The organism is Alistipes sp. An116, assembly GCF_002161005.1.
GTDB lineage: Bacteria > Bacteroidota > Bacteroidia > Bacteroidales > Rikenellaceae > Alistipes > Alistipes megaguti.
In genome coordinates, this window is sequence record NZ_NFLR01000020.1 from 13,990 (window position 1) to 34,327 (window position 20,338).

Annotated in this window: 21 protein-coding genes; 11 read left to right on the top strand and 10 right to left on the bottom strand. The window is 59.6% G+C overall.

The genetic code is table 11. The features are described from left to right. Nucleotide 1 precedes the first annotated feature (1 nt). From mnmA to B5E60_RS11345, 6 genes are all read left to right on the top strand, one after another. Complete coding sequence (gene mnmA / locus B5E60_RS11320) at nucleotides 2-1,207, top strand: tRNA 2-thiouridine(34) synthase MnmA (RefSeq protein ID WP_087311687.1); 1,206 nt, start codon at nucleotides 2-4, stop codon at nucleotides 1,205-1,207. A 255-nt stretch (nucleotides 1,208-1,462) separates the two neighbouring features. Further along, on the top strand, nucleotides 1,463-1,690 hold the full coding sequence (locus B5E60_RS11325; RefSeq protein ID WP_087311689.1) for a helix-turn-helix domain-containing protein: 228 nt from the start codon (nucleotides 1,463-1,465) through the stop codon (nucleotides 1,688-1,690). Between the two features lie 15 nt (nucleotides 1,691-1,705). Continuing rightward, nucleotides 1,706-2,521, top strand: a complete 816-nt coding sequence (locus B5E60_RS11330; protein WP_239403324.1) for an endonuclease/exonuclease/phosphatase family protein — start codon at nucleotides 1,706-1,708, stop codon at nucleotides 2,519-2,521. 167 nt (nucleotides 2,522-2,688) lie between these two features. Then, nucleotides 2,689-5,418, top strand: coding sequence for a pyruvate, phosphate dikinase (ppdK, locus tag B5E60_RS11335; RefSeq protein WP_087311691.1), 2,730 nt, complete (start codon nucleotides 2,689-2,691; stop codon nucleotides 5,416-5,418). Nucleotides 5,419-5,933: 515 nt separating this feature from the next. After that, nucleotides 5,934-6,395, top strand: a complete 462-nt coding sequence (locus B5E60_RS11340; RefSeq protein WP_087311693.1) for an outer membrane beta-barrel protein — start codon at nucleotides 5,934-5,936, stop codon at nucleotides 6,393-6,395. Nucleotides 6,396-6,496: 101 nt separating this feature from the next. Continuing rightward, nucleotides 6,497-6,955: a hypothetical protein gene (locus B5E60_RS11345; RefSeq protein WP_143260745.1), complete on the top strand. Its 459-nt coding sequence runs from the start codon at nucleotides 6,497-6,499 to the stop codon at nucleotides 6,953-6,955. Nucleotides 6,956-7,278: 323 nt separating this feature from the next. Here B5E60_RS11345 and B5E60_RS11350 read toward each other — a convergent pair whose 3' ends face one another. The 5 genes from B5E60_RS11350 to B5E60_RS11370 form a co-directional block, all read right to left on the bottom strand. Continuing rightward, nucleotides 7,279-7,842 (bottom strand): hypothetical protein, encoded by a 564-nt coding sequence (locus B5E60_RS11350; RefSeq protein ID WP_239403325.1) that lies wholly within the window; start codon nucleotides 7,840-7,842, stop codon nucleotides 7,279-7,281. A gap of 148 nt (nucleotides 7,843-7,990) precedes the next feature. Beyond that, entirely contained in the window at nucleotides 7,991-8,299 is a 309-nt protein-coding gene (locus B5E60_RS11355; RefSeq protein WP_087311699.1) for a TRL-like family protein, read from the bottom strand. A 1-nt stretch (nucleotide 8,300) separates the two neighbouring features. Next, nucleotides 8,301-8,846 (bottom strand): peptide deformylase, encoded by a 546-nt coding sequence (gene def / locus B5E60_RS11360; protein WP_087311701.1) that lies wholly within the window; start codon nucleotides 8,844-8,846, stop codon nucleotides 8,301-8,303. Continuing rightward, complete coding sequence (ruvX, locus tag B5E60_RS11365) at nucleotides 8,843-9,256, bottom strand: Holliday junction resolvase RuvX (RefSeq protein WP_087311703.1); 414 nt, start codon at nucleotides 9,254-9,256, stop codon at nucleotides 8,843-8,845. Before ruvX ends, def begins: the two co-directional genes overlap by 4 nt. 22 nt (nucleotides 9,257-9,278) lie before the next feature. Further along, nucleotides 9,279-10,823: a glycine--tRNA ligase gene (locus B5E60_RS11370; protein ID WP_087311705.1), complete on the bottom strand. Its 1,545-nt coding sequence runs from the start codon at nucleotides 10,821-10,823 to the stop codon at nucleotides 9,279-9,281. Nucleotides 10,824-11,200: 377 nt separating this feature from the next. Here B5E60_RS11370 and B5E60_RS11375 point away from each other — a divergent pair, with 377 nt between their 5' ends. Then, nucleotides 11,201-11,422 carry a hypothetical protein gene (locus B5E60_RS11375; RefSeq protein WP_087311707.1) on the top strand — a complete coding sequence of 74 codons (222 nt, stop codon included), beginning with the start codon at nucleotides 11,201-11,203 and terminating at the stop codon, nucleotides 11,420-11,422. A gap of 413 nt (nucleotides 11,423-11,835) precedes the next feature. Here the strand turns inward: B5E60_RS11375 and B5E60_RS11380 are convergent, their stop codons facing one another. The 4 genes from B5E60_RS11380 to B5E60_RS11395 all read right to left on the bottom strand — a co-directional run bounded on the left by B5E60_RS11380 (nucleotide 11,836) and on the right by B5E60_RS11395 (nucleotide 14,957). Beyond that, nucleotides 11,836-12,474, bottom strand: a complete 639-nt coding sequence (locus tag B5E60_RS11380) for a JAB domain-containing protein (RefSeq protein WP_239403326.1) — start codon at nucleotides 12,472-12,474, stop codon at nucleotides 11,836-11,838. Nucleotides 12,475-12,632: 158 nt separating this feature from the next. Next, entirely contained in the window at nucleotides 12,633-13,406 is a 774-nt protein-coding gene (gene rnc / locus B5E60_RS11385; RefSeq protein WP_232009173.1) for a ribonuclease III, read from the bottom strand. Nucleotides 13,407-13,432: 26 nt separating this feature from the next. Next, nucleotides 13,433-14,680: a beta-ketoacyl-ACP synthase II gene (gene fabF / locus B5E60_RS11390; protein WP_087311711.1), complete on the bottom strand. Its 1,248-nt coding sequence runs from the start codon at nucleotides 14,678-14,680 to the stop codon at nucleotides 13,433-13,435. A 40-nt stretch (nucleotides 14,681-14,720) separates the two neighbouring features. Then, entirely contained in the window at nucleotides 14,721-14,957 is a 237-nt protein-coding gene (locus B5E60_RS11395) for an acyl carrier protein (RefSeq protein ID WP_018694937.1), read from the bottom strand. Between the two features lie 177 nt (nucleotides 14,958-15,134). Here B5E60_RS11395 and pepE point away from each other — a divergent pair, with 177 nt between their 5' ends. From pepE to B5E60_RS11415, 4 genes are all read left to right on the top strand, one after another. Beyond that, complete coding sequence (gene pepE / locus B5E60_RS11400) at nucleotides 15,135-15,836, top strand: dipeptidase PepE (protein ID WP_087311713.1); 702 nt, start codon at nucleotides 15,135-15,137, stop codon at nucleotides 15,834-15,836. 62 nt (nucleotides 15,837-15,898) lie between these two features. Beyond that, complete coding sequence (locus B5E60_RS11405) at nucleotides 15,899-16,741, top strand: prephenate dehydrogenase (protein WP_087311715.1); 843 nt, start codon at nucleotides 15,899-15,901, stop codon at nucleotides 16,739-16,741. Nucleotides 16,742-16,743: 2 nt separating this feature from the next. Continuing rightward, complete coding sequence (locus B5E60_RS11410; protein ID WP_239403327.1) at nucleotides 16,744-17,124, top strand: YraN family protein; 381 nt, start codon at nucleotides 16,744-16,746, stop codon at nucleotides 17,122-17,124. Nucleotides 17,125-17,258: 134 nt separating this feature from the next. Continuing rightward, complete coding sequence (locus tag B5E60_RS11415; protein WP_087311717.1) at nucleotides 17,259-18,488, top strand: 3-deoxy-D-manno-octulosonic acid transferase; 1,230 nt, start codon at nucleotides 17,259-17,261, stop codon at nucleotides 18,486-18,488. Between the two features lie 512 nt (nucleotides 18,489-19,000). On the opposite strand, the gene B5E60_RS11420 is transcribed toward B5E60_RS11415, so the two are convergent. Then, complete coding sequence (locus B5E60_RS11420; RefSeq protein WP_087311719.1) at nucleotides 19,001-20,287, bottom strand: L-cysteine desulfidase family protein; 1,287 nt, start codon at nucleotides 20,285-20,287, stop codon at nucleotides 19,001-19,003. Nucleotides 20,288-20,338 lie beyond the last annotated feature (51 nt).

Genomic DNA, 20,338 nt, shown 5'->3' on the forward strand with positions numbered 1-20,338 from the left:
CATGGCACGCGTTGTAATCGGTCTTTCGGGCGGCGTCGATTCGTCGGTGGCCGCCTGGCTGCTCAGGCAGCAAGGACACGAGGTTATCGGCCTCTTCATGATCAACTGGCACGACACAACCGGTACGCTCGAGGGCGACTGCCCGTGGCACGACGACCGCCTGTTCGCCGAACTGGTGGCCAAGAAACTCGATATTCCGCTCCATGTCGTCGATCTCTCGGCCGACTACCGCACGCGTGTGGTCGACTACATGTTCGCCGAGTACGAACGCGGCCGCACACCCAATCCCGACGTGCTGTGCAACCGCGAGATCAAATTCGACGTCTTCCTGCGCGAGGCGCTCAAACTGGGGGCCGACTATGTCGCCACGGGCCACTACTGCCGCAAGGAGGAGGAGCTGCTGCCGGACGGACGCATCGTCTACCGGCTGCTGGCCGGTTCGGACCCCAACAAGGATCAGAGCTATTTTCTGTGTCAGCTTTCGCAGGAGCAGTTGAGCCGGGCCCTCTTCCCGGTCGGCGGGCTGCTGAAGCCCGAGGTGCGGCGCATCGCCGCCGAGCAGGGACTTGCCACGGCCAAGCGCAAGGATTCGCAGGGAATCTGCTTCGTCGGAAAGGTCGATCTGCCGGTTTTCCTCCAGCAGAAGCTCGCCTCGAAGCACGGAAACGTCCATGAGATTCTCCCCTCGTGGCCCAAGTATGCCCGCAAACCGGCCATGCCGGCTCCGGACATGGAGCCTTCGGACGAGGAGCTGGCCGCTCTGGCCGAACCGTGGCACTATACGGTGCGCGACGGAAAGAAGATCGGCGAGCACAACGGCGCCCACTTCTACACGATCGGTCAGCGCAAGGGACTCGGAATCGGCGGCCGCAAGGAGTCGTTGTTCATTCTGGCCACGGACACCGTGCAGAATGTGATCTATGTGGGTGAGGGGGACGCCCATCCGGGGTTGTGGCGGCCGGCGCTGCGCATCCTGCCGGGCGACATCCATTGGGTCAACCCCACGCGGGAGATGAAGGTCGGAGAGAGCGCCCGCTTCTCGGTACGCATCCGTTACCGGCAGCCGTTACAGGGGGCACGGCTCTTCATCCGCCGCGAAGGGGCCTATCTGCTCTTCGACGAACCCCAGCGGGGCATCACCCCGGGGCAGTTCGCCGCCTGGTATGACGGCGACGAGCTGGTCGGCTCGGGGGTGATCGACGCATGATCCCCGCAGGCAACTGAGACTCACCGGGCTTCAAACTCTATACGACGTACCCGTCGCCGTACAGAGACTGAAATTCGGGGGGGGGAGGTCGTGTCTCACTGGATTTCAAAAGCAATTGAGCGCAACCAAGCCCAAAAAGAGAGAAGATCTTTCATCTTTCGAAAGGACGCTCAGTGATAACTTAGTATCGGTTGTGTATACACAAGCGTTTCGAAGAATAAGTTGCTTAGTTTTACTTGATAAAACAAGCAACTTGTGATATACCCGATCGACCAATATATTATCGATGCCGTTCGTAAAGAGCGGAAACGCCAGAATATCTCCCAATCCATGCTGGCGTATGGAATCGGTGTATCGAAAAGTTTCATCGGGCAGGTCGAAAGCCCCAAATACGATATCAAATACAATCCCCACCATATCAACGAAATCGCCAAGTTCCTCGGCTGCTCGCCCCGCGATTTCCTCCCCGAAAACCCCCTTTAACCTCTCCGGCCGGTCATGATGCGTCTGCTGTCGATCATCATCGCACTCGTCGCGGCGGGGCTCGCCGCATTCGGACGCCAGCCCGTCGGAATCGCCTTCTACGACGTCGACCGAATCTACGACACCATCCCCGCCCTCTTCTACAATGACGAGGCGTACACACCACAAGGCCGTTACGGCTGGAACTCGGAGCGTTACGAACGCAAGATCCGAAACACGGCCGCTGTCATCGACTCCATGGCGCTGGAGATCGTCGCCCTGTGGGGCGTCGAAAACGAACAGGTCGTCCGCGACCTCTGCTCGGCCTGCCGCGGTGAATACTCCTACCTCCACCGAACACTCAACACGCTCGACGGCATGGACTTTGCCCTGCTGTACTACGGCGACCGCTTCTACCCGGAACGCGCCGAAGTCGGACGTCGCTATCTGCTGGTCATCGGCGAGCTGGACGGGCTGCGCGTAGGGCTGGCGATGTGCGGCGATCGAAGCACGGGACGATGGCTCGCGGAGGATTTGCGCGACAACTATCCCGGGTTGCCGCTCGTGGTCATGGGCCGTGTCGACGGCCAGAAGGCCGCACGCCTCGGGCTGCGCGACGCCATGGCACGTGCCGAAAAAGCCGGACGCGGAAATATCCGCCGCGCGGGACGCTGGGAGATGCGCGACCGGATTCTCGTCGACACGGCATTCAAATGCCCGGCAGGCGATGTCTACATCCGCCGCCAACTGGTTGACCAAAAGAGCGGTAACCCCCTTGGAACCTTCTCCGGAAGCATCTATCGGGGCGGATACGGGTATTCACTGCCCGTGTTTGTATATATCGGCCGCTGAGATTTGTTTTTTCCGGAAAGTTTTGCTATATTCGCAATCCCTCCGGGCAAAAGCCCCTTTTTTACAGGTGGCAAATCGGTTATCACCGCAATTTTTTCGACTTCGGAGGCTCCTTTTTGCGAAAAATTTTTTATATATTTATCATACAATTCAAAAATCTCGAAACTATGGCAGACGTTAAACGAGTCTACACCTTCGGCAACAAAGAGGCCGAAGGAAATGGCAAAATGCGTGAGCTGCTCGGCGGTAAGGGTGCAAACCTCGCCGAGATGAACCTCATCGGCATACCCGTTCCCCCGGGATTCACCATCACTACGGAAGTGTGCACGGAGTACTACAGCCACGGCAAGGAGGCCGTCATCAAACTCCTCAAGCCCGAAGTCGAAAAGGCCATGAAGAATATCGAAAGCCTCACCGGCATGAAGTTCGGCGACAAGGAGATGCCGCTGCTCGTCTCGGTTCGCTCGGGCGCACGCGCCTCGATGCCCGGAATGATGGACACGATTCTCAACCTCGGTATGAACGATCAGGCCGTCGAGGCCGTCGCCAAACGCACCGGCAACCCCCGCTTCGCCTGGGATTCGTACCGCCGTTTCGTCCAGATGTACGGCGACGTCGTGCTCGGCATGAAACCCGCCTCGAAGGAGGATCACGACCCCTTCGAGGAGATTATCGACGCCATGAAGAAAAAACGCGGCGTGAAGAACGACACCGATCTGACAACCGACGACCTGAAGGAGCTCGTCAAGGAGTTCAAGGCCGCCGTCAAGAAGCAGACCGGCGAGGATTTCCCCACAAACCCCTGGAATCAGCTCTGGGGTGCCATCTGCGCCGTGTTCGGCTCGTGGATGAACGAACGCGCCATCCTCTACCGCAAACTCAACAACATTCCCTCGGAATGGGGTACGGCCGTTTCGGTACAGGCCATGGTCTTCGGAAACATGGGAAACAACTCCGCAACGGGTGTCGCCTTCTCGCGTGACGCCGCCACGGGCGAGAACATCTTCAACGGCGAGTATCTGATCAACGCCCAGGGCGAGGATGTCGTGGCCGGTATCCGCACCCCGCAGCAGATCACCATCGAGGGTTCGAAGCGCTGGGCCAAGGCCCAGAACATCTCCGAGGAGGAGCGCAAGAGCAAATACCCCTCGCTCGAGGAGGTGATGCCCGATGTCTACAAGGAGCTCAACGAGATCCAGCACCACCTGGAGCAGTACTTCACCGACATGCAGGACATCGAGTTCACGATCCAGGACGGCAAGCTCTGGATGCTGCAGTGCCGCAACGGCAAGCGTACGGGTGCCGCCATGGTCAAGATCGCCATGGACATGCTGCGCGAAGGGCTGATCGACGAGAAGACCGCCGTGCTGCGCTGCGAACCCGCCAAGCTCGACGAACTGCTCCACCCGGTATTCGACAAGAAGGCCATCGCCTCGGCGCAGGTCATCACGAAGGGTCTGCCCGCTTCGCCCGGCGCCGCCACGGGTCCCGTGGTCTTCTTCGCCGAGGATGCCGAGAAGGTCTTCGCCAAGACCGGTCAGAAGGCCGTGCTGGTGCGCATCGAAACCTCGCCCGAGGATCTGAAGGGTATGCTCGACGCCGCAGGTATTCTGACCGCCCGCGGAGGTATGACCTCGCACGCCGCCGTCGTGGCTCGCGGTATGGGCAAGTGCTGCGTATCGGGTGCCGGTGAGCTGCAGATCGACTACAAGACCCGCACCATTCACGTCAACGGATTCACCGTCAAGGAGGGCGACTGGATCTCGCTCAACGGTTCGACGGGCGAAGTCTATCTGGGTGAGGTAGCCACGAAGGCCGCCGATCTGAGCGGCGACTTCGGCAAGCTCATGGAACTGGCTTCGAAATACGCCGTGCTGAAGGTCCGCGCAAACGCCGACACGCCAAAGGATGCCGCTCAGGCCTTCGAATTCGGCGCCGAGGGTATCGGCCTCTGCCGCACGGAGCACATGTTCTTCGAAGGGGACCGCATCAAGGCCATCCGCGAGATGATCCTGGCCGACGACGAGGCCGGACGACGGGTCGCCCTGGCCAAACTGCTGCCGATGCAGCGCGGCGACTTCGAGGGTCTCTTCAAGGTCATGAAGGGTTATCCCGTCACGGTCCGCCTGCTTGATCCCCCTCTGCACGAGTTCGTGCCCCACGATGAGAAGGGCCAGAAGGAGATGGCCGAGGAGATGGGCGTGCCTCTGCAGAAGATCGTCGAGAAGGTCGAGTCGCTGGCCGAGTTCAACCCCATGCTGGGTCACCGCGGCTGCCGTCTGGGCAACACCTATCCCGAAATCACCGAGATGCAGACCCGCGCCATCATCGAGGCTGCCATGAACGTCCGCGCAACGGGTACGCCCGTTCACGTCGAGATCATGGTCCCGCTGGTCGGAAACCACAAGGAGCTCCGCTACCAGAAGAAGATCATCGACCAGACGGCCGATCAGGTATTCTCCGAGCGCAACGACAAGATCGACTACATGGTCGGCACGATGATCGAAGTACCGCGTGCCGCCGTCACGGCCAACCAGATCGCCGAAGTGGCCGAGTTCTTCTCGTTCGGTACGAACGACCTCACGCAGATGACCCTCGGATTCTCGCGCGACGATATCGGCAAGTTCCTCCCGATCTACCTCGAAAAGGGTATTCTGAAGAACGACCCGTTCCAGATCCTCGACCGCAACGGCGTGGGCCAGCTGATCCGTGAGGCCGTCTTCAAGGGCCGCGGCACGCGTCCGACCCTCAAGTGCGGTATCTGCGGCGAGCACGGCGGTGAGCCCTCGTCGGTGGAGTTCTGTCACTATGCCGGTCTGAACTACGTGAGCTGCTCGCCCTTCCGTGTGCCCATCGCCCGTCTGGCTGCCGCTCACGCTGCCCTCAACCAGAAATAACCGGGGCCGTAGAGGGGGGGGGCTGAGGCCATGAGGAGCCGGGACCAAGTGGAACCGGGGCCATAAGGAGCCGGGGCCAAGTGGAACCGGGGCCATGAGGAGCCAGGGCCATGAGGAGCCGGGGCCAAGTGGAACCGAGGCCAAGTGGAACCGGGGCCATGAGGAGAACAAGCTGAGCCGGGCCGCCCGGAAGGAGGAATCGGACCGAAAAAACGCCCCGAAAAAAGGCTGAACCTGTCGGGAAGAGAAACGGACCGAAGCAAGCCGCCTGAAAGCGGGAAACAGCCTCAACGTGCCGCCTCAGAAAGATGGCCAACCTACCGGATTCTGCCCCAAACAACCCCCTACCCTTCCAAAGATCATTCGTCAAAATCCCGCAGCCTCGGGCTGCGGGATTTTCCGTATGTTGACAAATCCGTCGGATTGGTTGAATTTATTTGCACGACACTCCCTTTTTTGCTATATTTGTCTTGGTAAAGTTTTTGAACGGACGTTTTTAAAATCTCAACGAAACCATGAAAAAGATCCTCCTTTCGGCGATCGCCGCTTTGTGCGTAGCCACGGCAGCTTCGGCTCAGGATGCAGGGAATTGGGCAGTCGGCCCCCGCATGAACATCTACACCAATACAGGAGACGGCATCGTCGGATTGGGCGCATTCGCCCGATACAGCTTCACGGACAACTGGCGCATCGAACCCTCGATAATCGCCTTGCTCCACGACTATTGCTCGATCGATCTCAACGTCGATGTGCAGTATGTATTCGACCTCGGTAGCGGTTGGAAAATCTATCCCGCAGCCGGTCTGACTGCAAACGATATCGGTCGATGGGCTGCCGGTCTGAATCTCGGCGGCGGGTTCGACTACAAGGTCGCTCGCGACTGGGACATCACGGCCGGGCTCAAATGGCAGCCCATGTTCGATGATCTACGCAAAAACCCGGTCACGATCAGTATTGGGGCCGCCTACCGGTTCTGACCAGCCTCTCCTCCAATCCATCCCGGAATGTCATTCATCTGACTTCCGGGATTTTTTCTGCCCCGACCGAATCATCCTGAACAACGGATTGCAGGTTCCGAATGGATGAAATCAAGAGGCTCCGAATGAGGGGGGGGGTGACGGCCGGTCACGAAATTTCATACAACCGCTTTGCGCGTCCCGAGACGATTCTCGACGCAGACGGTGAACCGGCCAACGAGCAGGAGACCATCCGCGTCGTCGAGGAAAACTGGTTCGAACGGTTGAACAGTGTCGGATACAAGGCGGCATTGTGTCTGGTCCGCGGGGAGGAGAACGTCTCGCTGAGCGGCTATGCGCAGGTAAAGAATGCCCTGGTGAAGGGCAGCACCAGCAACTATGTCGTCCGATACGAGGACTCGGATCCCCAGGCCGAAATCACGTGGAGCAACAACCGGTTCTACGGGCGTTTCAAAAACAACCGCTTCGGTCTTACCGCCCTCAAGGTGCGCCCGGACGTCGGCAACGCAGCGGCTGAGATGGATGCCATCGAACAGGCAGCCGGCACCTCCCGGGAATAGGCAGATCCCGTCTTCTGCAGGTACGAAGAACCCCGGCAGCCGTCTTCACGACTGTCGGGGTACTTTTTCGGGGAAAGTCCTCACGCGGAACCGACATCCGAAGCCGATCCGGTAAGATTCAGGAGAATCTCAGAGGATTCGAGAGCAGGCTGTCCAGCACTTCGGAACTATCTGTACCACAGCGCGACGCCTCGCTCAGCCCTCATATCCGGCCTCATATCCGGTCATTGCACCAGGTCCATTCACCGGTCCGGCCCCTACTCGGCCCCTATTCGGTCTCTATTCCACCTCTACTCGGTCCCTACTCCGCCCCTACTCGGCCCCTATTCCGCCCCCTCGTTGATGCGGATCATCTCGAAGATCCGGTAGCCGATCGGCGCATAGCTGCGCCAGGCCGAACGTTTGGCCCGATAGAGCCACGGGCGTCCATCGATATAGAGCGTCACTTCAGGGAGCTGGCGCTCGTCGAAGAAGCCGCACAGCTGCGAAGCGTCGAGATCGAACGTATAGCGATGTTTCCAGCCTCGCTTTTCGGGCTCGAGGTAGAGTCGGCCGACCGGCCCGGAGAGAATTACGCCGCCCGAAACAAAACGCACGGAATCAACCGTCTCGGGACGTGCCATCCGGCACGTGAAGTTCAGCGTCGCCCGTCCTCCACGGTGCTCCTTGTAGGTAAGGTCAAAGGTCAGATCGCCCGCCTCGGGATTCTCGAACAGCGTCACCGGAAGGGTGTGGTAGATCGTGCCGTCGGTCTCGGCCTTCGAGACATAGTGCGAGCGGATCTCCTGCCCCGAAGCCGTCAACAAGGCTCCCCAGCAGCACACAACCGCCAAAAGCCCCCGACCGATCCGACTTCCATCCTCCGGCATCGCAAGCCTCTTCCACACCTTCTGCTCCTTCTGTCCCTTCAGCTCTTTCTGCCCCTTCTGCCCCTTCAGACCCCTCAGCTCCCTCAGCCCCCTCGGCCCTCTCAGCTCCCTCGGCCCCCTCGGCCCCTTCCGGCATTCGGGAAACGGCCCGCCCGGCTGTCGACAATCAGTCACCGTAGACGATGATCGTATAGATGGTATAGAGCCCCACGTAGGACTTCATCTGGTAGTCGACGTGGTGGATACGCGTAATGCCGGCTTCGCGGGCCGCCGTCTGGATGCTGGCATCGCCCAGCGCCACCAGACCTACGTACCCCTTGACCTCGGCCGTGCCGACCTTGCTCGATCCGGCATTGCCCGTAACGGCCATGCCGTCCTTGATATCCGTATAGGCGAAGCCCGAAACGGGCGACTTCACGCAACCCGTCAGCGAAAGGGCTGCCACGGCAAGGGCTGCAAAGAGGAACTTCTTCATGTTATCGCGTTTTGTAGGCACAACGGAACTTTCCCTTGGCCAGATTCAACAGTTTGCTCTTGAGCAGCTGACGACGCAGCGGCGAGATGCGGTCCGTAAAGACCTTGCCCTGGATGTGGTCGTACTCATGCTGGATAACCCATGCCTTGAGCCCCGTGAACTCCTCGTCGTGCTCGACGAAGTCCGTATCCTGGTAGCGCATCCGGATCCGCAGCGAACGCTGCACGTCGGCATAGATCCCCGGAAACGAAAGGCAGCCTTCGTTATAGATCTTCGTCTCCTCGGAGTATTCGTAGATTTCGGCGTTGACGAAGGCCCGCTTGTAGTCGGCACACGACGGGTCCTCCTCGGCCCACGGCGTACAGTCAACCACAAAGAAACGCAGATTCTTGCCCACCTGCGGGGCTGCAAGCCCTACGCCGCCCGCCTCGTCGAGGGTCAGGAACATGTTCTCCTCGAACTTCTTCACGTCGAGCGTCTCGGGCGTGACGGGTGCACACGCCTTGCGAAGCACCTCGTCTCCATAGATCACTATCGGGTAAATCATCGGTTGAATTCCATGTAACTTTGTAAAATAATCGTCGCGGAGATCTTGTCCACCAGCGCCTTGTCACGCCGCGCCATGCGTCCGATGCCGCTCTGGAGCATCGTGCGGTGGGCCAGCACCGAGGTGAAGCGTTCGTCGTGGAAGACCACCTCCTTGTCGGGCCACGCTCGCTGCAGGCGGCGCGCCAGCGGCTCGATGAAGCGCCACGTTTCGGAAGGCGTGCCGTCCATCTGCATGGGTTTGCCCATGACGATGGTCGAGACCTCCTCTCGTGCAAAATAGTCGGCCAGCCAGCGTTCGAGATCCCGCGTCGGAACGGTCTCCAACCCCCCGGCAATCAACCGCAGAGGATCGCTCACAGCGATCCCCGTACGTTTGGTGCCGTAGTCGATGGCCAGAATCCGTCCCATATCGGATGGCGTCGCGCGGCGACTACAGATTCAGTTTCTTGAACAATTTGCGGTAGGAGCACTCCTCGTCGACCAGGGCCGGCAGGGCCTCGATCCTGACGCGTTCCTGCTGCATCGTGTCGCGGTGACGGATCGTCACCGTACCGTCCTCGAGCGTCTGGCCGTCAACCGTCACGCAGAACGGCGTACCGATGGCATCCTGACGGCGGTAGCGTTTGCCGACGGAATCCTTCTCGTCGTAGGCCACGTTGTAGTCGTACTTCAGCAGGTCGACGATCTTCTGCGCCACTTCGGGCATGCCGTCCTTCTTCACAAGCGGCAGGATGGCCACTTTCACCGGTGCCAGTGCGGCCGGGAAACGCAGCACAACACGCGTATCGCCGCCCTCGAGCTGTTCCTCGGTGTAGGCCGCCGACATCACCTGCAGGAACATGCGGTCGACACCGATCGAAGTCTCCACCACGTAGGGTACGTAGCTCTCGCCCGTCTCCGGATCGAAATACTGCATCTTCTTGCCCGAATACTTCTGGTGATTGCCCAGATCGAAGTCCGTACGCGAATGGATGCCCTCGACCTCCTTGAAGCCGAACGGGAAGTTATATTCGATGTCGGTGGCGGCGTTGGCGTAGTGGGCCAGCTTCTCGTGGTCGTGGAAACGGTAGTTGTCGTCGCCGAAGCCCAGCGCACGGTGCCAGGCCATACGCGTGTTGCGCCACTCGTTCCACCACTGCATCTCGGTGCCCGGGCGAACGAAGAACTGCATCTCCATCTGCTCGAACTCGCGCATGCGGAAGATGAACTGACGAGCCACAATCTCGTTGCGGAAGGCCTTGCCGATCTGTGCGATACCGAACGGAATCTTCATGCGGCCGGTCTTCTGCACGTTCAGGAAGTTGACAAAGATGCCCTGGGCCGTCTCCGGGCGCAGGTAGATCGTCGACGAACCTTCGGACGTCGACCCCATCTGCGTCGAGAACATCAGGTTGAACTGACGCACCTCGGTCCAGTTGCGCGTACCCGAGATCGGGCAGGCAATCTCGCAGTCGAGGATGATCTGCCGCAGCCCGGCCAGATCGTTGGCATTCATCGCCTCGGCATAGCGGCGGTGAACCTCGTCACGCTTGGCCTGCGTCTCGGCCACACGCGGCGACGTGGCCCGGTACTTGGCCTCGTCGAAGTCCGCCCCGAAACGCTTGCGCGCCTTTTCGACCTCCTTCTCGATCTTTTCATCCTGCTTGGCGATCCAGTCCTCGATCAGCACGTCGGCACGGTAACGCTTCTTCGAGTCCTTGTTGTCGATCAGCGGGTCGTTGAACGCCGCCACGTGGCCCGATGCCTCCCACGTCTTGGGGTGCATGAAGATCGCCGCGTCGAGCCCCACGATGTTCTCGTGCAGCTTGACCATCGAATCCCACCAGTAGCGCTTGATGTTGTTCTTCAACTCGACACCGTTCTGTCCGTAATCGTAGACCGCACCCAGACCGTCGTAGATCTCGCTCGACGGGAATACGAATCCGTACTCCTTGCAGTGAGCGACCAGCTTCTTGAAAAGTTCTTCCTGAGTCATCGTATTTTGAATTTACTGATTTTCCGATTTGTTCTTCCAAACGACAAAAATACAAAATAAAAAGAAATTGACACCTCCCGCTCCCGATTTATTTCCTATTTGTCACAACGGACGGCCCCGGATCGGGCAAACCGCCGCAAACAACGTCCAATCTCAAGACTCACGATGATGAAAACATGCAGGCCCCTTGCGCTGCTGCTGGTTTCCACGCTGCACTACATCTACCGGATAACAGCTGTTCGCAGATCCGGTGGACGAAGAACGGCACGCAGGAGTTCACCTAAGACGCGAATATCCACAAGCAGACATACGAGTACGAACGGCTCAACCAGCTTCAGACCATCGATCCGGGGCTGATCTTCATCTACGACTCCGACATGCTGCGCAGTCTGGGACTGCTTGGTCCGACGGGCAACATGCTGCCTGTCAAGGTGGTCACGACGCTGACCAATGGCGAGAAGGTGACCGGAAATCTCTCCTACACCTACCACAGTCTCGACAACTGGCAGCGGGGCGAGGAGATCGACGACATGGAGTTCACCCTGCGTAACAACCTCGGCTCGGAGTACCGCTACGTATTGACCTATCTGGGAATCTGAACCGCTCCCGACCACAGTACAAAAAAACGACGGCATCCCTCGATGTCGTCGTTTTTCGCTTTCTCGGGATAACTCCGAAAACAATTTTCTCATGGGGCCGTCCGACCGGAAGTTCCCCTTGCGGGCTGCCGCCCGAATGCCCGCCTAACCCATGGAACGCTATCCCAAGGGCCGCTGTCAGCCGGCCAGTCCCCGTCGGCCTCCGTCTGCTCCTGCCGTCTGCCTCGGTCACGCTCGGCCTGCCCCGTCTGCCTCCGTCTGTCCCTGCCGTCTGCCCCGGTCTCGCTCGGCCTGCCCCGTCTGCTCCTGCCGTCTGCCCCGGTCACGCTCGGCCTGCCCCGTCTGTCCCGGTGGCCCCGGTGGCCAATCATCGAGAACTCCCGGGTATTCCGTCCAACCCGCCCCAAGGCCGGTTATCCGATCAATCCCGCCTCCCGAAACGAAAAGTCCCCGCCGCCGCGGGCTATGATCACGTGATCCAGCAGCCGAATGTCAAACAGTGCAGCCGCCTTGGCAATACGTTCGGTCAGCGCCCGATCCTGCGCACTCGCCTCCGGACTCCCCGAAGGGTGATTGTGAATCAGAATAAGCCGCGTGGCGAGCAACTCAAGGGCCCGTTTGGCGATCAACCGGTGATCGACCACCGTCCCTGTCACCCCGCCCTGACTCACCCGTTGGCGCTCAATGATGCGATTGGATGAAGTGAGATAGACTACCCAGCACTCTTCGTGGGTCAGGCGTTCAAGTTGCGGACGAAACAACCGCACCACATCATCGCTCGTTGCAATGGAGTCGGACTCCCCCGCCCCTTCAGCCGCCACCCTGCGGCCCAACTCGGCGGCCAACAACAGATTTCGGGCCCGCCTAAGCCCCATTCCGCCCACCATGCGCAATCGGGCTTCCGGTTCGCGGGTCATGCGTGCCAACGAACCCCCGTAAGTTGCCAACAACACCTCGGCCAGTTGTTCGTCCTCGATCAGCAACGACAACAACTCCCGGTCGTCGAGAGACTCGACGCCTCGTGAAGTCATCTTGCTGCGTATGTTCTCCATGATTTTTACGGTTTTCTTTCCAGACACCTGTCAGTCCCGCAATTCAGGCATATTCCAAGCTACTCGGTACGGCCCGACCGTGCCCCCGGTACGACTCTCCCGGACTGTAATCCCGGTCAGCTGTCTCTGTCTGCCCCCGGTCAGTCCCCGGCCCCGGGTCAGTGAGAAAGACGATCGACCTTGTCCAGTAACAAGGCGCACTGCTCGTCGGTCAGATACTGCGACACGGAAAAGGCGGCATGCTGTTCGGCCTCCTTCTTCGAATCGCCCGCACCGTGGCCGACCTCCATGTCGTCGACAAGCACCGTGCAGTAGAAGACCGGACGGTTGGCCGACGAGCCCTTTTCGTTCTCCGTACGGAAAAGCACCCGGTGGCGGTTCTTCTGGCACCACTCGATCAGGCGGCTCTTGAAATCGGTCTCCGATTCGGTCAGCTCCTCAAGGTCCAGGCAGCGGTAATAGATGCGGTTGATGAGCAGCCGGTTGACAAAATCGTACCCCTGATCGAGGTAGACGGCTCCCATCATCGCCTCGAAGGCGTCGCCGAAGATGTGTTTCTGGGCAATGCCCGCTCCGCCGTTCGAAATCACGTAGCGGTCCAGGCCCAGCTTCACAGCCAGGGCATTGAGCGACTGCCGCGACACGATTTTCGAGCGCAGCTGGGTCATGAAGCCTTCGTCGCGATCGGGATATTCGATGAAGATATAGTCGGAAGTTACGGCCTCGATCACCGCGTCACCCAGGTATTCGAGGCGTTCATTGTTGATCGCACGGCCGTCTTCCAAAACCAAAGAAGCTGACTTGTGAATCAAAGCCAGCTTGTAAAGTTCGACGTTGTGCGGAATGAATCCGAACAGGTCGTCGACCATTTTGTAATACGCCCGGTCACGCCCGAAATTCCGCCGTAGCGGACGCAAGAGAAAATCAATCACTGCGCGGACGTTTTTTAGGGGGGGGGTTAGAGCTTGCGGAAGATCACCGTCGAGTTGTGACCGCCGAAGCCGAACGTATTGCTCAGACAGCACTTCACGTCACGTTTCTGTGCCTGGTTGAGCGTCAGGTTGAGTTTCGGATCGATCGCCGGATCGAGGTGCTCGCAGTTGATGGTGGGAGGCACGACTCCGTGCGTCATGGCGAAGATGCAGGCCAGCGCCTCAACGGCTCCGGCGGCACCCAGCAGGTGACCCGTCATGGACTTCGTCGACGAGATGTTGACGTTGTAAACGTGGTCGCCCAGAACCTCCGCTACGGCCTTCAGTTCGGGAAGATCGCCGGCAGGGGTCGATGTGCCGTGAACATTCACATAGTCGATATCCTCGGGGCGGATGCCGGCATCCTTGATGGCATCGCGCATGGCCTTGATGGCCCCCTTTCCTTCGGGGTGCGGAGCCGTGAAGTGGTAGGCATCGGCCGAAGCACCGCCGCCGACGATCTCGCAATAGATCTTCGCTCCACGGGCCTTGGCGTGCTCGTACTCCTCGAGAATGAGCGCTCCGGCTCCTTCGCCGATCACGAAGCCGTCACGGTCGGCGTCGAACGGACGCGAAGCGTGCTGCGGATCGTCGTTGCGCGTCGAGAGTGCCTGCATCGAGTTGAATCCCCCGACGGCCGGTTCGTTGACTGCGGCTTCGGAACCGCCGGCAACCATCACGTCGGCCTTGCCGTAACGGATGGTGTCGAAGGCGGCGATCATGCCGTGGTTCGACGAGGCGCAGGCCGATACCGTACAGTAATTCGGGCCCATGAAGCCGTACTTCATGGAGATGAACCCGGCGGCGATATCGGCAATCATGCGGGGAATAAAGAATGGGCTAAACCGCGGGGTTCCTCCCCCTGCGGCATAGCCTAAACACTCATCGAAGAACGATTTGAGTCCTCCGATACCCGAGCTCCAGATCACACCGACCTGCTCCTTGTCGATCGTCTCCAGATCGAGCGCCGAATCCTCCACGGCCTGCGTGGCGGCAATCAGAGCATACTGCGTAAAGAGGTCGTATTTGCGGACCTCCTTGCGGTCGAAATGCTGTGCCGGATCGTAATTTTTTACTTCACAAGCGAATTTGGTCTTAAATTTTTCCGCGTCAAAATGAGTAATGGGTGCGGCACCGCTGACTCCCTTCTCCAGATTGGAAAAATACTCTTCAATATTATTACCGAGCGGATTGATCGTTCCGATGCCCGTAACAACTACTCTTCTTTCCGTCATAAATTCAAGCCTTATTCCGTGAACGTATTTTCTTGGTTAATTATTTCTTGTGCTCCTCGATGTACTTGATGGCGTCACCTACGGTAGCGATCTTCTCAGCGTCCTCATCCGGGATCTGGATATCGAAAGCCTTCTCGAACTCCATGATCAGCTCTACGGTGTCGAGCGAGTCTGCGCCCAGGTGGTTGGTGAAGCTGGCTTCGGGTACTACCTCCGACTCCTTGACACCCAGCTTGTCGACGATGATCTCGACAACTTTTGATTGAACTTCTGACATAATCTTAAGTTTTTAGTTAAACAATTATAGGGAATAGTTTCAATACATTTCCCGGGTAATTTTGCGCAAAAGTAACACTTTTTTTATTACTTTTGACAAAACGGCCCAATTTTTTATTCACAACTTTTTCGACATTTAGCACAAAAACATACACAATAATTTAAGAATCACCGAATTATGAAATTGCTTCTGATCTCGAATTCGACCAATGCCGGCGAAGAATATCTGCGCTATCCGCTGCCCGAAATCGGCCGCTTCCTTGCCGGGATTCACGAAATAGCCTTCGTCCCCTACGCCGCCGTGACCTTCTCCTACGCCGACTACGAAAAAAAGGTCCAGGCCCGTTTCGACGAACTCGGAATCCGCGTCCGCTCGGTCCACCGGACCAAGGACCCCGCTGCGATGATCCGCACGGCCGAAGCCGTCTGCGTCGGCGGCGGAAATACCTTCGCCCTGGCCCGCAAGATGCAGCAGCAGGGGCTCATGAAGGCTATTCTGGGCCGAATCCGCGCCGGAGTGCCCTACGTCGGCTGGTCGGCCGGCAGCAACGTCTGCTGCCCCACGATCTCGACGACGAACGACATGCCCATCGTCCAGCCCGAATCGTTCCGCGCCATCGGAGCCGTCAGGTTCCAGATCAACCCCCACTACCTCGATGCCAACCCCGCGGGCCACGCCGGAGAAACGCGCGAACAGCGTATTCTGGAGTACATCGAAGCCAATCCGCGCCGTTGGGTCGTCGGACTGCGCGAAGGATGCATGCTGCGCCTCGAGCAGGGAAGGCTGGAACTGATCGGCAGCCGTCCGATGCGTGTATTCCGCAAAGGAGTCGAGACCTTCGAGGTCGAACCCGGAGGCGACCTCTCGTTTTTATTATAAATAGGTATCGAAGGGAAGGGGCGTCGTTCTCCACCCCTCAAAAGGCATAAATTCCACCACTGATGAAAGTCATGATCGTCGGACTGGGCCTCATCGGAGGTTCGTTCGCTCTCTCGTTGCGCGACCACGGACTCGCCGACGAGATCCTCGGGGTCGAAAACTCCGAGGAACATGCTGCGGAGGCCCTCCAGCTGGGGTTGGCCGACCGCATCGTTCCGTTCGAAGAGGGAATCGCACAGGCCGACCTCACGGTGCTGGCAACCCCCGTGGACACCATTCCGCTGCTGGCCGTCAAGGCCCTCAACCGCGTCTCGGACCGCCAGGCGGTCATCGACATGGGCTCGATCAAGGGCGAGTTGTGCGAGGTGATCTCGATGCACGCCCGGCGGAGGCGTTTCGTCGCCGTACACCCGATGTGGGGCACGGAGTACAGCGGCCCGAAGGCCGCCCAGCACGGTGCCTTCACTGGCCGTCACGTCGTCTTCTGCGACACGGAACACAGCGATGCCGATGCCCTGCAGACTGTCGAGCGGATCTTCCGCACGCTCCGGTGTCCGGCCATCTACATGAATCCCGAGGAACACGACCTGCATGCGGCCTATGTCTCGCACATCTCCCACGTCTCGTCGTTCGCCCTGGCGCTGACCGTCCTCGAAAAGGAGCTCGAGGAGCGCCACATCTTCGATCTGGCGGGCGGAGGTTTCGAAAGCACCGTGCGGCTGGCCAAGAGTTCCGCCACAACGTGGGTGCCCATCCTGCTGCGCAACAAGTACAACGTCCTGGACGTCCTGCGCGAACACATCCACCAGCTGCAGGTGCTGCGCAAGATGCTCGAGAGAGACGATGCCGAGGGGCTCCGACAGGCCATCGAACGAGCCAACTCCATCCAACGGATCATCCACTGATGATGACGGATCATCCACCGATGACGACGGCCGAAACGGGACGCATCGGCGAAGAGGCCGTGGCCGACTATCTCCGCCGGAAGGGCTTCTCGATCCGGGCGCGGAACTGGCGGCAGGGGCACTACGAACTGGATCTGGTGGCGCTGCGCGACGGGATTCTCCACATCGTCGAGGTCAAGACCCGCCATGCGGGATCGCTCACCCCGCCCCAGGCGGCGGCCACACACCGCAAGTTCCGCGCCGTGAGCCGCGCCGCAGCCGGTTACATCCGCGCCGTCGGGTGGAAGGGCGACGTGCAGTTCGACGTGGCGGCCGTGGAGCTCGACACAGACGGGGGCGTCCGCATCGACTGGATCGAAAGCGCCTGGGAGTACAACTGGTAATTTGGCGTTTAAGACAATTTATACTATCTTTGCCCTGCCAAACGCCTCCGGGAACTCCCGGTGTGACGACCGGCTTGAGAGGTGAAAACGAAAATCAAGAAATTCCTGGAAAAATTCAACACCATAGACTGCTGATGTGGCTCTATAATTTCGGTCTGTTGCTTTACGTTTGGGCAATCCGTCTCGTGGCCCCGCGCCACCGGAAAGCCCACCTTTGGCTCGAAGGACGCAAGGACCTCTTCCGCAGAATGCGGGAAACCATCGACCCCGCGGCGCGTATCGTCTGGATACACGTCGCTTCCCTCGGAGAGTTCGAACAGGGACGCCCCATCATCGAACAACTCCGCAAATTACATCCCGAATACAAGATCCTGCTGACCTTCTTCTCCCCCTCGGGTTACGAAATCCGAAAGGACTACAAGGGCGCCGACTACATCTTCTACCTGCCGCTCGATACCCCGCGGAACGCCCGCCGTTTCCTCGATGCCGCACATCCCGACGTGGCCATCTTCGTCAAATACGAATACTGGTTGAACTTGTTGCGCGAACTCCGCCGCCGGAAGGTCCGCACCTATGTCGTCTCGGCCATCTTCCGCCGCAATTCGGTCTTCTTCCGCCCCTACGGCGGTCTGTGGCGCCAGGCCCTGGAGTCGTTCGACGTGATGTTCGTCCAGAACGAAGAGTCGAAGAAACTCCTCGCCACACTCGGTTTCGACAACGTCCTCGTGGCCGGCGACACACGATTCGACCGTGTGGCCGAAATCGCCCGCGCCGCCAAGCATGTCGATATTGTCGAACGCTTCAAGGGCGAAGACCGCCTCTTCGTGGCCGGATCGACCTGGGGCCCCGACGAAGAGCTGCTGATCCAACTCATGAACGACAACCCCGACGTGAAGTTCGTCATCACCCCCCACGAAATGGACGAGACGCGCATCGCCCGGCTCATAGCCGAAACGCGCGGCGGCGCACTCCGCTACACACAGTGCACCTCGCGAACGGGATACGGAACCCGGCAACTGCTGATCCTCGACACGGTGGGGCTCTTGTCCTCGGTCTACTCCTACGCCACGTGGAGCTACATCGGCGGGGGATTCGGCGTCGGAATCCACAACACGCTCGAGGCCGCAACCTTCGGGCTCCCGATCGCCTTCGGCCCCAACTACCAGAAGTTCAAGGAGGCCCGTGACCTCGTGACGCTCGGTGCGGCCCGTTCGGTGACCTCCTACGAGGAGCTGCGGAGCTGGTTCATTCCCCTGCGTGACAACGAGGAGTTCCTGCAGAAGACCTCCCGCATCGCCAAGGACTACACCACCCGTCATCAAGGGGCCACAAACATCATCGTCAAGACCATCTTCCCGCAATAACCGGAGGGGGGGGGTATTAGGGACCGGAAAGAGGCTGGGCTGCAGAGACCGAAAGGGACCGGCCGGACAGAAAAAGGGCAGCAGAGACCGAAAGGGGCCTCCGGACAAAGGCAGAGTCGCAGAGAGCGGGAGGAGCAGAAAGAGACTGAGCCGCAGAGAGCGGGAGTGCCAAAATAATGTGCCGGAGTGGCAAGTCTGTCTCTCACGGAGAAGAGGAAAAACCGCACCGCATAAAGGCAAACAGGCGGGGCCATCCAATCGGATGGCCCCGCTTTCCATATCCGGAGGATTGTGTCAGGCGACCGTCTCACCTGTCGTTTCTGACACCCCTGACGTCCCTGTCGCCCTTCCTGGTCGTTTCTGGCATCCACAGGTCGTCACTTGTCGCCCCCGGGCTCACGGCCGTTTCTGGCACCCTCTCACGCCTCGGTCGTCTCCGGTCGCCCTCTCGCGCCTCGGACACCTCTGTCGCCCTCTCGCGCCTCGGAACGCCTCGGAACGCACCCCTCCGGTCAACACTTGTGGGTCATAATGTTGAGCACCAGACGGTCGGTCTCGTTCATGCCGTCACGACCGATCTTCGTCAGATTGCGGATACAGCGGTCGACATCCTCTTCGATGATCCCCTCGACGGGCGTCACACACTGCCCGTCCATGGCCATCATCGCCGAAAGAACGGCCGTCGAAACACCGCTCGTGAGCTTCATCGCACAACTCGGCTTCGCACCGTCGCAGATCATACCCGTCAGATTGGCAATCATGTTCTTCACCGCAGCGGCGACCTGGTCGTAACCCCCGCCCATCAGATATACAATGCCGCAGCTCGATCCCGTCGCAGCCACCACGCAGCCGCACAGGGCCGACAGCCGACCCAGACTCTGCTTGATGTAGATCACCGTCAGATGGCTCAACGTCAGCGCCCGGATCGTCTGCTCCTCCGTGGCGCCGGTCTCCCGCGCGTAGACCGCCACGGGCATCGTCGCCGCAATCCCTTGGTTGCCGCTTCCGGAGTTGCTCATTACCGGAATCATCGCCCCGGCCATACGCGCATCGCACGCCGCCGACGTATAGGAGAGAATCCGCGTGAAGATGCTGTCGCCCATCACCCGCTGCTCGCGGTCGCAGCGCAAGGTACGTCCCACGCTGTGGCCGTAATCCCCCGAGAAGGCCTTCTCGGCGGCATTCCAGTTCAGACGCCGCGATTCGAGAATAAAGCGGATCTCGTCGAGCGGCGTGGTCGTGGCAAACTCCCATACTCGGCGCAGCGTCAGCGAAACATCGCCCGACTCCGTCTCCGACGAAGCCCCGCCCCGCTTGTCGAGCTGCACCTCGCCGTCGTGCTCGACATAGACGAACGTCGTATGTCCGCCGGCAATGACGGCCTGCGCCTCGTGGCCTGCCGCCACAACCTCCACTTCGATATAGAGTTTTTCCGAGATACCCTCCTTCAGCTCGATGGTGATGCGTTTCTCTTCGATCATCCGCCGTCCGCGCTCCACCGCCTCGGGCGTCACGTCACGCAGCACCTCCAGTTGATACTCCGAGCGTCCGATCAGCGCCCCGAGCGCCACGGCAATCGGCAGGCCGATCATCCCCGTACCCGGAATGCCGACTCCCATGGCATTCTTCAGGATATTGGCACTCAACCGAACGGCGATCCGTTCGGGCTCGGTGCCCAGCGTTTCCGTCGCACGTGCCACGCACAGCGCTACGGCGATCGGCTCGGTACACCCGATGGCCGGAATGACCTCGCGATGAATCAGATCAATGATTTGCTTGCGTTCAGACTCTGGTAGCATAGACTTTTGGGTTTAGCGAAAACAAAGATACTATTTTTTCCCTATTTTTGC

What these genes read in the sequence shown, in the direction of transcription:
- B5E60_RS11410 (WP_239403327.1), top strand. Translation starts at nt 16,744, where the DNA reads ATGACGGATCATCCACCGATGACGACGGCCGAAACGGGACGCATCGGC.
- B5E60_RS11415 (WP_087311717.1), top strand. Translation starts at nt 17,259, where the DNA reads ATGTGGCTCTATAATTTCGGTCTGTTGCTTTACGTTTGGGCAATCCGT.
- fabF (WP_087311711.1), bottom strand. Translation starts at nt 14,680, where the DNA reads ATGACGGAAAGAAGAGTAGTTGTTACGGGCATCGGAACGATCAATCCG.
- pepE (WP_087311713.1), top strand. Translation starts at nt 15,135, where the DNA reads ATGAAATTGCTTCTGATCTCGAATTCGACCAATGCCGGCGAAGAATAT.
- B5E60_RS11395 (WP_018694937.1), bottom strand. Translation starts at nt 14,957, where the DNA reads ATGTCAGAAGTTCAATCAAAAGTTGTCGAGATCATCGTCGACAAGCTG.
- B5E60_RS11340 (WP_087311693.1), top strand. Translation starts at nt 5,934, where the DNA reads ATGAAAAAGATCCTCCTTTCGGCGATCGCCGCTTTGTGCGTAGCCACG.
- ruvX (WP_087311703.1), bottom strand. Translation starts at nt 9,256, where the DNA reads ATGGGACGGATTCTGGCCATCGACTACGGCACCAAACGTACGGGGATC.
- B5E60_RS11355 (WP_087311699.1), bottom strand. Translation starts at nt 8,299, where the DNA reads ATGAAGAAGTTCCTCTTTGCAGCCCTTGCCGTGGCAGCCCTTTCGCTG.
- B5E60_RS11420 (WP_087311719.1), bottom strand. Translation starts at nt 20,287, where the DNA reads ATGCTACCAGAGTCTGAACGCAAGCAAATCATTGATCTGATTCATCGC.
- ppdK (WP_087311691.1), top strand. Translation starts at nt 2,689, where the DNA reads ATGGCAGACGTTAAACGAGTCTACACCTTCGGCAACAAAGAGGCCGAA.
- B5E60_RS11330 (WP_239403324.1), top strand. Translation starts at nt 1,706, where the DNA reads ATGATGCGTCTGCTGTCGATCATCATCGCACTCGTCGCGGCGGGGCTC.
- B5E60_RS11405 (WP_087311715.1), top strand. Translation starts at nt 15,899, where the DNA reads ATGAAAGTCATGATCGTCGGACTGGGCCTCATCGGAGGTTCGTTCGCT.
- def (WP_087311701.1), bottom strand. Translation starts at nt 8,846, where the DNA reads ATGATTTACCCGATAGTGATCTATGGAGACGAGGTGCTTCGCAAGGCG.
- B5E60_RS11375 (WP_087311707.1), top strand. Translation starts at nt 11,201, where the DNA reads ATGCTGCGCAGTCTGGGACTGCTTGGTCCGACGGGCAACATGCTGCCT.
- B5E60_RS11380 (WP_239403326.1), bottom strand. Translation starts at nt 12,474, where the DNA reads ATGGAGAACATACGCAGCAAGATGACTTCACGAGGCGTCGAGTCTCTC.
- B5E60_RS11370 (WP_087311705.1), bottom strand. Translation starts at nt 10,823, where the DNA reads ATGACTCAGGAAGAACTTTTCAAGAAGCTGGTCGCTCACTGCAAGGAG.
- mnmA (WP_087311687.1), top strand. Translation starts at nt 2, where the DNA reads ATGGCACGCGTTGTAATCGGTCTTTCGGGCGGCGTCGATTCGTCGGTG.
- B5E60_RS11345 (WP_143260745.1), top strand. Translation starts at nt 6,497, where the DNA reads ATGGATGAAATCAAGAGGCTCCGAATGAGGGGGGGGGTGACGGCCGGT.